Genomic DNA, 12362 nt, shown 5'->3' with positions numbered 1-12362 from the left:
AATAAAGAGGAGAACGACAATGAAAATGCCAGGACTTTCTTCCCGCCTTGCCGTGCTTGCGCTCGGCACGGCAATCGCGTTGCCGCTTGTTCCTTCCGCTGCTTTTGCGGAAGACAAGGTGTCGGTCGCGGTCAATACCATGCAGATATTCAGTTCGCTCGACCCGGCGAAAGTGACTGACTATACCGGCTACATGGCCATCGTGAACATGTATGACGGCCTGACCACGGTGAACGCCAAGGGCGAAATCGTGCCGCATCTGGCGAAGTCCTGGGATATTTCTGAAGACGGCCTGACCTATACCTTCCATCTTCGCGACGACGCGAAGTTCCAGGACGGCACGGCGGTGAAGGCTGGCGATCTTGTCTGGTCGGTGCAGCGTCTGCTCGGCATCAACAAGGGCCCGTCGAACCTCATCGTCGGCGTGCTGAAGCCCGAAAACGTTACCGCGCCTGACGATGCGACGCTCGTCATGAAGATCGAACGTCAGTTCTCGCCCTTCATGGCGGCCACGCCGCTGATGATGGCGCTGAACAAGACGCTCATCGAAACCAATGCCAAGCCCGAAGATAAATGGGGCGAGGCCTATGTCGGCGAACATTCCGCCGGTTCCGGCCCCTACAAGCTCGTCAGCTACAACCGTTCAGCCGATATGGTCATCGCCCGCAATGCGGACTATTTCCTTGGCTGGACCAAGGGCAAGCCGATCGATGAAGTACGCTTCGTGCAGACGAGCGACGACGCCACCGTCAAGGCGCTGGCGGAAAAGGGCGAACTTGGCCTTTCCTCGCACGGTCTTGGCAACGACACCTATGAATCCATTGGCCGGATGAAGGGTTACAAGCTGATCCAGACCCGCACCGCCGGCGGTTTCGTCATCAAGCTCAACACCAAGGTCTATCCGACCGATGATGTCCACGTTCGTCGCGCCATTGCCTATGCGACGGATTACAAGACGATCCAGGAAGTGATCTATCCGGGCTTCGATATGCAGGGGCCGCTCTCCGACGCGTTTAAGGACGCGCATAACAGCGATATCCAGCCCGGCGTCTACGATCTGGAAAAGGCGAAGGAAGAACTGGCAAAGTCGAAATATGCCGGCCAGAAGATCACGCTCGTCAACAGCTATGTCGCTTCGCTGGCCTTCGAGGCGGAAGTGGCGCTGCTTTTGCAGTCCAGCCTCGAGCAGATCGGCATCACGCTCGATATCAAGCCGGAGCCGTGGAACCGCATCGTGGAGCTGTCCTCCAAGCCTGAAACGACGCCCGCATCGACGCAGGTGAACATCTCGCCCACCTATCCGTCGCCGGATGCGATGTTCTACAACCAGTATCATTCCAAGGCTTCCGGCACATGGATGTCGATGGAATGGCTGCAGAATGCGGAAATCGACGGCCTCATCGACAAGGTCCGCGCCACCACCGACGTCAACGAGCAGAACGCTACCTATAAGGAACTGCAGACGAAGATCGCCGATCTTCAGCCTGATGTCTGGGCGGTTGCTCCGAACCGCCGTTATGCGGCGAACAAGTGCCTTCAGGGTTACGAGTTCATTCCCATGCAGAGCTGGGACCTGAACTTCTCCAACTTCCATTGGGACTGCAAGGCGGAGTGATTTCCGCCGCATGAAAACCGGTCCCGCCTGAGGGCGGGGCCGATGAGACTTGGGACTTCAAAGGGAAGGAGCATCGCTTGCGCCGGAACGGCCGCGGCATGCCCGAGGATGACGCATGATCCAGGAATTTTCCGAAGACGATATCGAACCTCTGGCCACCGGCGCCTGGATTCTGGGAACCGGCGGCGGAGGCAATCCCTATATCTCGACGCTCAATCTGCGCCGTCTTTATGCCGAAGGCAGACGCGTGAAGGTCATGGATCCCATGGCGCTCGCCGATGACGACATGGTTGCCGTCGTCTCCAAGATGGGCGCGCCGCTTGTCGGTCAGGAGCGGCTGGGGGATCCGGTGCATCTCGCCCGCGCTGTCGAGGTCATGGAGGATTATCTCGGCAAGCCGTTCCGGGCGATCATGAGCGTGGAAATCGGCGGCTCGAATGCGCTTTCCTCCTTCCTCGCCGCCGCCGTGCTCGACCGGCCGGTCGTGAATGCCGATGCCATGGGACGCGCCTATCCCGAAGCGCAGATGACATCCTTCGCCATCGGCAACCTGCCGATGTTTCCGCTGTCGCTGGTCGATGTGCGCGACAATGAGGTGATCGTGACGCGCGCGGCCTCCTGGAAGTGGATGGAGCGCATCTCGCGCAAGGTCTGCACCGAAGTCGGCTCCACCGCCGCCACCTGCAAGGCGCCGCGCACCGGCAAGGAAGTCAAGGAATGGGGCATTCATTACACCGTCACCAAGGCGACCGAACTCGGCCGCGCGGTGATGGCGGCGCGTCAACGCCATGACGACCCCGTTCAGGCGGTTCTCGACCATGAGGGCGGCAAGCAGCTGTTCCGTGGCAAGGTGGTGGATGTCGCCCGCGAGACCACCGGCGGCTTCCTGCGCGGCAGCACGACCATTGAAGGCATCGACGCCGACCGGGGTTCGCGCATGGAGCTGGCCTTCCAGAACGAATGGGCGGTCGCCTTCCGCGATGGCCAGCCGGTTGCCATGACGCCGGATCTGCTTTGCCTTCTCGACACCGTTTCGGGCAGCGCCATCGGCACGGAATCGGTGCGGTATGGCCAGCGTGTCACGGTCGTCGCCCTGCCGGCGCCGGAACTCTTGACGACTCCTGCCGGCATCGCTGCCGTCGGCCCTCGTGCCTTCGGTTATGACATTGATTTCAAATCGGTATTCCCATGAAACGCATCGGTATTGACGTTGGCGGCACCAATACGGACGCCGTTCTCATAGATGGAGACACGATCGTCGCCTCCATCAAGGTTCCGACCACGCAGGATGTCCTGTCCGGCGTTAAGGCGGCATTGAGCCACGTGGCGGGCCATGTCGGCGCGGCGGATCGCCCGATCGACGCGGTGATGATCGGCACGACACATTTCACCAATGCGGTCGTGGAGCGCGCCCGGCTGGAGCGGGTCGCGGCCATCCGCATCGCGCTACCAACAGGTTCTTCGCTGCCGCCCATGTGCGACTGGCCGAGGGATCTGCACGAGGCCGTCGATCCGCTGATCTTCATGGTTCATGGCGGCCACGAATATGATGGCAGCCCGCTGGTGCCGATGATCCCGGATGAAATCCGTGAAGCTGCGATGAAAATCCGCGATGCGGGCATCACCTCCATCGCCATTTCCGCGACCTTTTCGCCGCTGACCACGGAGTGCGAGGTGAGGGCGGCGGAGATCGTCCGTTCGGTAATCCCCGATGCACGCATCACGCTTTCCCATACGCTCGGCCGCATCGGGCTGCTGGAGCGCGAGAATGTTGCACTTCTGAATGCCGCCCTGCAGACGCTTGGCAAGACCACGGTACAGGCATTTTCGGATGCGCTGCGAGAAGCGGGTGTGAAGGCGCCGTTCTATCTGACCCAGAACGACGGCACCGTGGCGCTTGCGGATATCGCCGCTACCAACCCCGTGCACAGCTTCGCTTCCGGCCCGACCAATTCGATGCGCGGTGCCGCCTTCCTCACCGGGCTTTCCGACGCCATGGTGGTGGATGTCGGCGGCACCACCTCCGATATTGGTTGCCTTGTCGGCGGGTTCCCGCGTGAGGCGAACAATATCGTTCATATCGGCGGGGTGCGCACTCTTTTCCGCATGCCCGATCTTCTGCCGATCGCACTTGGCGGCGGCACCATTGTCGACCCGCAGACAGGCAAGATCGGCCCGCGCTCGGTGGGGTATCGTATCCTCACCGAAGCCCGCGTTTTCGGCGGCGAGACACTGACGACGTCGGATATCGCCGTTGCGGCAGGCCTGATCGAGATGGGCGACAGGGATCGTGTTAAGGACCTCGATCCGGCATTCGTGCAGGCGACGCTCGGCCGTATCCGCGACATGGTGGCCGACAGTTTCGATCAGATGAAGACATCAGCCGAAGACGTGCCGCTGGTTGCGGTCGGCGGCGGCGCATTCCTGATACCGGAGCAGGTGCCAGGCGCATCCGAGGTGCTGCGTGTGGAAAATGCAGGCGTTGCCAATGCGCTCGGTGCGGCGATGGCGCAGGTTTCCGGCGAAGTGGATCAGGTCTTTTCCGGATTGAGCCGCGACGAGGCCCTTGCGAAAGCCGAGACCGAAGCGCAGAACGCGGCGGTTGCTTCGGGAGCGGAGCGCGCGAGCCTCAAGACGCTTGAGGTGGAGGATATTCCGATCGCCTATCTGCCTGGCGGCGCGCGGCGGGTACGGGTGCGGGTCATCGGCGATATCGCCTTTCATTGATGATTTAAGAGGCCCTGCCTGTGGCGGGGCGACAGTGGAGTGAGGACATGACGAAGATCGCATTGGCCATTCACGGTGGTTGCGGCGTGATGCCGGAAGACAGCATGACGCCGCAGGAGTGGGAGGCGGCGCGCCACGATCTGGCGGCGGCCCTGCGCGCCGGTTATGGCGTGCTGAAGGCTGGCGGCACTGCGCTGGAAGCGGTTGAGGCGGCGGTCGTCGTCATGGAAGACAGCCCGCATTTCAACGCAGGTCATGGGGCGGCGCTCAACGAGAATGGCGTTCACGAACTCGACGCGTCGATCATGGACGGCAAGACCCTGGCGGCAGGCGCGATCAGCGCCTCCCGCGCCATCCGCAACCCGGTAAAGGCGGCCCGGGCGCTCATGGAGGATGAACGCGCAGTCTATCTCACCGGTGAAGCGGCTGACCGGTTTGCGCAGGAGAAGGGGCTTGCCACGGAGTCTCAATCCTATTTCACCACGCAAAAGCGTGTCGAGGCGCTGACGGCCATGAAGGCCCATGCCACCGCCGGTACGGAAGCGACGGAAAACGAAAAACACGGAACTGTCGGCGCCGTGGCGCTTGATGCGGCAGGGCATCTCGCAGCCGCGACCTCGACCGGCGGCTACACCAACAAGCCTGACGGTCGGGTGGGTGACAGCCCGGTGATCGGGGCCGGCACCTATGCCCGTAACGGTGCCTGCGCCGTTTCCGGTACCGGCAAGGGTGAGTTTTTCATCCGTTATGTCGTCGGCCATGAGATCGCGTCCCGTGTCGCCTATCTCGGGCAGGATCTGGAAACCGCCGCCGGCAACCTCGTCCACAAGGATCTGGCCCCCTACGATATCGGCGCGGGCCTCGTCGCAATCGATGCCGAAGGTGGCATATCCGCGCCCTATAATACATCAGGCATGTTCCGGGGCTGGGTGACACCATCAGGAGAGGCCCGCGTTGCCACCCACGACAGGGTCTATGAGGTGGAATTGTAACCGGCGACCGTGCCGGCTAAGTGGCGGCGTAAAAAAACCGGTGACATCAAGGTCTATCGGCGGCAAAAGGTCAGAACGGAAACCGGCTCGTCTTTTCATCCATGGTGCTGGCCTCATGAATATCAAGCAACTCGAAGTCCTGCGCACGCTTCTGTCCACCGGCTCGACCATCGCCACCGCCAAGGCCATGGGGCTCAGCCAGTCCGGTATCAGCCGGCTTCTGGCGCAGCTCGAGGCGGACCTGTCGCTGACGCTGTTTGCCCGTGACAAGGGGCGGCTGATCCCGACGCCGGAGGCGGCGCTTCTTGCCCGGGACGCGGAAAATGTGCTGCTTGCCGTCGACCGCATGTCCGGCCACGCCGAGGATTTGCGCAATGGCGCGGCCGGTCCGGAAATCGTCCGCATCGGCCTGCCGAGCAGCATGTGGGAGAATTTCGCGCCTGCCATGCTGATCGACTATGTCAGGGATTTCCCCGGTGTGCGCATCGAGACTTTTTTCGAAACGACCACCGCCATCAACAAGCTGGTTGGCGAGCGGGTGATCGATCTTGGTTTCCTGCGTATGGAAGGTGAGATCGGACCGGGCATCGATGTCGAGCGTGTTGCCACCGGCAAAAGCGTCTGCGTGGTCCGGCAGGATCATCCGCTGGCCGCGCTTGCCGAAATCACGGTCAAGGACCTGCGCAACATTCCGCTCATTCTCATTGGTCGGCAGCGGCCGAACCGCATGGCGCTCGATCAGGTCTTCAAGAAGGCGGGCGTCAAGCCGATGGTGAAGATCGAAACCCACACCAACAGTTCCGCCTGCGCCTATGTCGCGCATGGGCTGGGCGTTACGATCATCAGCAGTTTTTATGCCAACCTCTACAGGCACCTCCCAGTCGTTGCGCGGCCCTTCATTCCGCAATCAACGCAGGAGTTCGGTCTTGCCCGGGCCTCGGGCGCACCGCTGTCCATCGCTGCTCAGGCACTTAGCGACGCCTTGAAGCAGCAGATCCAGCTTTCGCAAAAAATCGACTGAAAACAGGGTTTTTCGCGGGAAATCTCAATGTCCCTGTCAGGATGAAACGTGCCACCATTCTGCATAGATATATGACGTTTATGCATAATATTGCGTGTTATTTATCAATCCGTCATAGTCGCCAGCAACGAAACCGATAGAGGCGGGAGCACGTTCCCGGCCATCAATCGTGGGGAACCGATGATAAGATTCATACTGAGCCGTCTTTTGATGGCGCTGCCGACGATCGCCTTTGTGTCGATCACGGTCTTTGCGCTCATCCGCTTCATTCCGGGTGATCCGGCCGCCCTGATGCTGGGCGACATGGCGCAACCCGAGCAGATCGAGGCGATGAGAACAGAGCTTGGCCTCGACAAGTCCATGCCGCAACAGTTCGTCATCTGGGCGGGCAATGTGCTACAGGGCGATTTCGGCCGCTCCATCGTCAATGACGAGGCAGTGCTTCCGCTGGTCGTGTCACGCTTCCTCGTCAGCGCCGAGATCGTCGTGGTCGCGGTGCTGCTCGCCAGCCTGATTGCGGTTCCGGCGGGTGTGATCGCCGCCTGGAAACAGAACAGCCTGACCGATCTCGCGCTGGTGGGAACGGCGACTCTCTTGTTGTCCATCCCGACATTCTGGCTCGGGCTTCTGCTTCTCTTGTTCTTCGGTCTCAAGCTCGGCTGGCTGCCGGTGCTGGGATACGTCTCGATCAGCGACAATCTTGTTGGCGGCATGCTCTATCTCGTCCTGCCGGTGATGACGCTGGTGATTCATGAAATGGGTGTTCTGATCCGCATGGCGCGCGCCTCCACGCTTGAGGTTCTGCGGCTGGACTATATCACCCATGCCCGTGCCAAGGGCCTCTCGGAAAGTGCAGTTCTCTGGCGGCACGCCTTCAAGAATGCCTTTGGCCCGACATGGACGATGATCGGCCTCATCCTCGGCAATCTTCTCGGCGGCATCGCGGTCATCGAGACGGTGTTCACCATTCCGGGGCTCGGGCGACTGATGGTCGACAGCATCTTCGCGCGTGACTACCCCGTCATACAGGGCTGCCTGCTGTTCGTTTCCCTGTCCTACGTGCTGGTCAATCTCTTCGTCGACCTTCTTTATCCCCTCTTCGATCCGCGTGTGGTTGCCGAATGAAAAAGTTCACACTCAACGGGCTTATCGGCGGCTTCCTCATCGCCCTCCTGCTCATCACTGCCATTACCGGCCTGTTCTGGACGCCCTATGATCCGATGAAGCTCGGTTTCGCCTCGCGTCTGGCCGCACCCGGCCCAAGCCATCTTCTCGGCACCGACGAGTTCGGGCGCGATGTTCTCAGCCGCCTGATGGTCGGCGCACGCGCCAGCGTCTGGATTGGCTTCCTGACGGTCAGTTTCGCGACGATCTGCGGCACGCTGATCGGTCTTGTCAGCGGTTATGCGCGCGGCTGGGTGGATGGCGTCATCATGGCCATCAACAATGCGCTTCTCGCCTTTCCGGGCATCCTATTGGCGCTCGGTCTTCTCGCGGTTTTCGGTGCCAACCAGTATGGCATCATCTTCGCGCTCGGCATCGCCTACACGCCGTCCATGGCGCGTGTGGTGCGCGGCGCGGTATTGTCGCTGCGTGAGCGCGAATTCATCGAGGCATCGCTGGTGATGGGCAATGGCGAGATCTACACCATGTTCCGCCACATCCTGCCCAATTGCATAGCGCCGATCACGGTGCTCGCCACCTCCATGTTCGGCTGGGCTATCCTCTCGGAAAGTGCGCTGTCCTTCCTTGGCCTCGGCGTGCCGCCACCGGCACCCACCTGGGGCAACATGCTGGCCGCCGGCCGTCCCTTCATCCAGCAGGCCGTCTGGCTCGGGCTTTTCCCCGGTCTCTGCATCGCGCTGACACTGCTTGGCATCAATCTTCTGGGCGATGCCCTTCGCGACAGGCTTGATCCGCGCATGAGAGGTCTCAAATGACGGACAATACTCTTCTTACCGTGCGCGGCCTTTCGCTGGAGGTCGCAGGCAGTGGCCACCGCGTGGTCAAGGATGTCTCTTTCGATATTGCACCTGGCGAAATCTTCGGCATCGTCGGCGAAAGCGGCTCGGGCAAGACGCTCGCCACCCGCGCTCTCATCTCGCTTCTGCCGCCAGCCATCGCCGTCACCGGCGGGTCGATCATCTACAAGGGGCAGGACGTGATGTCCCTGCCGGTAAGGGAACTTCGACGCCTGCGCGGCGCGGAGATCGGCGTCGTTTTCCAGGAGCCGATGACCTCTCTCAATCCGTCGATGACAATCGGCCGGCAGCTGGAAGAAGGCCTGATCCTTCACACGAAACTGTCGCCGGAAGAGCGCCGCGAGAAAATTCTCGACATGCTGAAGCGGGTCGGCATCCGCGATCCCGAAGGCGCGCTTGTTGCCTATCCACATGAGTTTTCCGGCGGTATGCGCCAGCGCATCATGCTGGCCTCGGTCATGCTTCTGAAGCCGGCCTTGCTGATCGCCGACGAGCCGACGACGGCGCTCGATGCCGTCATCCAGCGCGACGTCATGGAACTGATGGTCGAATTGACGCGGGCGGAAGGGACTGCCGTCCTCCTCATCAGTCACGATCTGCCGATGGTGGCCCGCTATACGAGCCGTATCGTGGTAATGGAAAAGGGCGCGATCGTCGAACAGGGCAGAACCGAAGACCTGCTGGACGCGCCGCAGCATCCCTATACCAAAAAGCTGCTTTCCTCACTGCCCTTCCGGGGCGAGCCGCGTGTCGTCGACACCAGCAAGGCGCCGATGGTTTCAGCCAGAAACATCGTCGTCGATTATCCCGGCCGCAAGTCGCTACTCAAGAAAGCCAAGCCGAAGCGGGCGCTGCATGGCGTCAGCATCGATATTCACGAAGGTGAAGTTGTGGCGCTGGTCGGTGGTTCAGGTTCCGGCAAAACCACGCTTGGCCGCACCATCGCCGGTCTCGTGCAGGAAAGCGAAGGGCAGATCCAGTTTCAGGGGCGGCAGCGCAACGAGGACTGGAACGACTATCGCCTGAATTGCCAGATGGTGTTTCAGGATCCCTATTCCTCGCTCGATCCGCGCATGACCATTCAGGCGCTGGTGGAGGAGGCGTTGCGCCTCGTGCCCGGTCTCGACCAGGCCGCCAAGCGCAAGCGGGCGCTGGAAACGCTGGAAGAGGTGGGGCTTGGCGCCGACTATGCCGCCCGTTACCCGCATGAGCTTTCCGGCGGCCAGCGCCAGCGCGTGGCGATTGCCCGCGCCATTGCCCGTCGTCCGCGGTTTCTGATCGCCGACGAACCGGTTTCAGCACTTGACGTGACGGTGCGGGCGCAGGTGCTCGATCTCTTTTCCGATCTGCAGAAACGTTACGGCTTTTCCTGCCTGTTCATCAGCCACGATCTCGGCGTGGTCGAACAGGTGGCCGACCGTGTCGTCGTCATGCAGGACGGCCGTATCATCGAAGAGGGCGACCGCGACACGATTTTCGACAGCCCGAGAGAGGCCTACACACGCCGGCTACTCTCGGCCATTCCCGCCCTCGACCAGAATGAAAAGGGCGGCGTGACACTCAAATGGCGTCTGGAAGAAGAAGTTTAACAGGAAGATGACAATGACTGTGGCTGCCCAACTGAATGCTATCTGTGATGCACAGCCTTTTGTGACACGTTTCATGGTGCGCAATCTCCTGACCGGCGAAGAGATCGGGCGGGGAGAAAATGAGGAGACGCCATCGGGCAGCACCCGCAAGACGTCGATCATGATGGCCGTGCTCAAGGCGGCCAGCGAAGGGCGGATCGACCTCGACCAGCCCGTCACCTATGAAAAGCGGCTGGCGGAAGAAGTGGCGAGCGGCATGTTCCGTTATATGACGCCGGGCATCGTCATTTCGCTGCGCGATGCCGTCGCCGGCATGATGGTGCTGAGCGACAATGTCTGCACCAAGATGGTGCTGGAAAGGCTGACGCTGGAAGAGGTGGACGGCTATTGCAAATCGCTCGGCATGGCCAACACGCATCACCGTTTCCTCATTCCGCCTTTGGCGCTCGCGGCCGATCATCCATTGAAGACCGTTACCACCACTTCGGCGGCGGACCAGGTTCTGCTGCTTCAGACCATTCTCGATGCGCAATCCTCGCCCGAGGCGCAGGCAAAGCTCGGTTGCAGCCCGCAATTGTGCGAATGGGCAATGCAGACGCTGAAAAACCAGATATTGCGCTATGGAATCCGCTCCCGCCTGCCTTTCGAGGCGATGGTGGCGAGCAAAAGCGGACGCGGCAAGCGCGGGCGTATGGATGCCGGCATCGTCTACAGAAACGGCGCGCCGTCTTTCATCATCACCGCCTATACCGACGAGGTGCCGCAGGTCATGCCTGACGGCACGCCGGGATACACCGTCGCGCTCGAAACAATCGGCCGGCTGGCACAAGCCTGCTGGGACGGCTTTTAATCAATCACGATCAACGACAACAAAGAGGGTAGAACAGTGAAAAAACTTCTTCTCGCAGGCGCGGCCCTGCTCGTAACAGCCAATGTCGCAGCGGCCCGCGATATCACCATCGCGCAAAGTTCCGATCTGCGCAGCAGCAATCCCGGGGTCAACCGTGACGGCAATACGGACGGCGTGATCCTGCACATCGTCGAAGGCCTCGTCGGTTACAACAATGGCGGTGAAGTAAAGCCACTGCTTGCCGAGAGCTTCGAGGTTTCGCCAGATGGTCTCACCTATACATTCAAGCTGCGCACGGATGTGAAATTCCATAACGGCAAGCCGCTCACCGCGGAGGATGTCGTCTGGAACTGGACGCGCTATCTGAAGCCGGAAACCAAATGGGCCTGCCTGAATGATTTCGTGGAAGGCGGCGCCGCGCATGTCACCGGCGTCAAGGCCACCGATGCATCCACGGTTGAGATTGCGCTTGAGAAGCCGTCCGCCGTTTTCCTCGGCCTGATGTCGCGACCCGAATGCGGTTATACCGGCATGATCTCGCCGGAATCCGTTGCGGCTGACGGCAGCTTCGTCAAGCCCATCGGTACCGGCCCGTTCCAGTGGGACGAATGGAAGAAGGGTGAATATATCCGCCTCGCCAAATTCGCGGATTATGTTTCGCCGGCAAATGACGGCAAGCCGGACGGCATGGTCGGTTCCAAGCGTCCTCTGGCCGACGGCATCAAGTTCATGGTCATTCCGGATGCCTCGACCGTGAAGGCGGGCCTCGAATCCGGCGTGCTCGACACCGCCGAGATTTCTCCCGATCTTATTCCGGAGTTCAAGACCAATGAGAAGATGCAGCTGATCGTCGCCCGCAACAACGGCAAGAACCTGTTCTACATCCAGACCCGCGACAAGGTGCTGAGCAATCCCGGCGTGCGCCGCGCCATGGCGATGGCGCTTGATCTCGACGAACTGGTCGCGGCCGCATCGAACGGTACGGGCGAAGCCAACGGTTCGATGGTTTCGCAGGACTCGGTCTATTTCGATGAGACCCAGAAGAAGCGTCCGGCCTATGACATCGAGGCGGCGAAGAAGGAACTGGAGGCCGCCGGTTACAAGGGCGAGCCGATCTCGATCATCGCCAACAAGCGCGGCAACGTGCCGAGCTTCCCGGCCGCCGTCATGGCGCAGGCCATGATGCAGCAGGCGGGTCTCAACGTGCAGATCGAGGTGCTGGACTATGCCACGCAGGTGGATCGTCGCCGTTCCGGCAACTATCAGGTGATCTCGCAGTCGGTCGCCCCGCGTCTCGATCCGGCCCTGATGTATGCCTTCTACGTCGGCAACAAGGACAAGAACGCCTCCCTGATGTGGGATGATCCGAAGGCTATCGAGCTGATGAAGGCCGCCTATGTCGAGGCCGATCAGGTGAAGCGCCAGAAGATTTTCGACGAGTTCCATGAGCTGATGCTGAAGGAAATGCCCGGCATCTTCCTCTACGACATGGTCGATGTCTGGGGCGCTACGAAGAAGCTGAAGGGCCAGCCGGTCTGGCAGTCGAACGCCCGCCTCTGGGAAGTCTCGGTCGATAACTGACCCAA

At 61.0% G+C, this 12362-nt stretch carries 10 protein-coding genes; all 10 read left to right on the top strand.

The annotated features are described in order from the left end of the window. The first annotated feature begins 19 nt into the window (after nucleotides 1-19). The 10 genes from OK142_RS07735 to OK142_RS07690 all read left to right on the top strand — a co-directional run bounded on the left by OK142_RS07735 (nucleotide 20) and on the right by OK142_RS07690 (nucleotide 12357). A complete protein-coding gene (locus tag OK142_RS07735; RefSeq protein ID WP_498681977.1) occupies nucleotides 20-1615 on the top strand; it encodes an ABC transporter substrate-binding protein in 1596 nt (531 codons plus the stop codon). 115 nt (nucleotides 1616-1730) lie between these two features. Further along, nucleotides 1731-2807, top strand: a complete 1077-nt coding sequence (locus OK142_RS07730; RefSeq protein ID WP_498681975.1) for an S-methyl thiohydantoin desulfurase family protein — start codon at nucleotides 1731-1733, stop codon at nucleotides 2805-2807. Next, a complete protein-coding gene (locus OK142_RS07725; RefSeq protein WP_498681973.1) occupies nucleotides 2804-4342 on the top strand; it encodes a hydantoinase/oxoprolinase N-terminal domain-containing protein in 1539 nt (512 codons plus the stop codon). The genes OK142_RS07730 and OK142_RS07725 overlap by 4 nt, the downstream gene beginning before the upstream one ends. Nucleotides 4343-4389: 47 nt before the next feature. Continuing rightward, a complete protein-coding gene (locus OK142_RS07720; RefSeq protein WP_498681972.1) occupies nucleotides 4390-5334 on the top strand; it encodes an isoaspartyl peptidase/L-asparaginase family protein in 945 nt (314 codons plus the stop codon). 115 nt (nucleotides 5335-5449) lie between these two features. Continuing rightward, on the top strand, nucleotides 5450-6355 hold the full coding sequence (locus OK142_RS07715) for a LysR family transcriptional regulator (RefSeq protein WP_035243605.1): 906 nt from the start codon (nucleotides 5450-5452) through the stop codon (nucleotides 6353-6355). A 180-nt stretch (nucleotides 6356-6535) separates the two neighbouring features. Further along, nucleotides 6536-7480, top strand: coding sequence for an ABC transporter permease (locus tag OK142_RS07710; protein WP_035243543.1), 945 nt, complete (start codon nucleotides 6536-6538; stop codon nucleotides 7478-7480). Continuing rightward, nucleotides 7477-8295: an ABC transporter permease gene (locus OK142_RS07705; protein WP_082185712.1), complete on the top strand. Its 819-nt coding sequence runs from the start codon at nucleotides 7477-7479 to the stop codon at nucleotides 8293-8295. Before OK142_RS07710 ends, OK142_RS07705 begins: the two co-directional genes overlap by 4 nt. Further along, complete coding sequence (locus OK142_RS07700) at nucleotides 8292-9926, top strand: ABC transporter ATP-binding protein (RefSeq protein WP_498681969.1); 1635 nt, start codon at nucleotides 8292-8294, stop codon at nucleotides 9924-9926. The genes OK142_RS07705 and OK142_RS07700 overlap by 4 nt, the downstream gene beginning before the upstream one ends. A gap of 13 nt (nucleotides 9927-9939) precedes the next feature. After that, nucleotides 9940-10776: a serine hydrolase gene (locus OK142_RS07695; protein WP_498681968.1), complete on the top strand. Its 837-nt coding sequence runs from the start codon at nucleotides 9940-9942 to the stop codon at nucleotides 10774-10776. A 36-nt stretch (nucleotides 10777-10812) separates the two neighbouring features. Next, nucleotides 10813-12357 (top strand): ABC transporter substrate-binding protein, encoded by a 1545-nt coding sequence (locus tag OK142_RS07690; protein ID WP_498681966.1) that lies wholly within the window; start codon nucleotides 10813-10815, stop codon nucleotides 12355-12357. Nucleotides 12358-12362 lie beyond the last annotated feature (5 nt).

It is taken from the genome of Agrobacterium sp. BT-220-3 (genome assembly GCF_025910175.1).
In the GTDB taxonomy this organism is placed as follows: Bacteria; Pseudomonadota; Alphaproteobacteria; order Rhizobiales; family Rhizobiaceae; genus Agrobacterium; species Agrobacterium oryzihabitans.
This window is presented reverse-complemented; position numbering and strand designations above follow the sequence as displayed.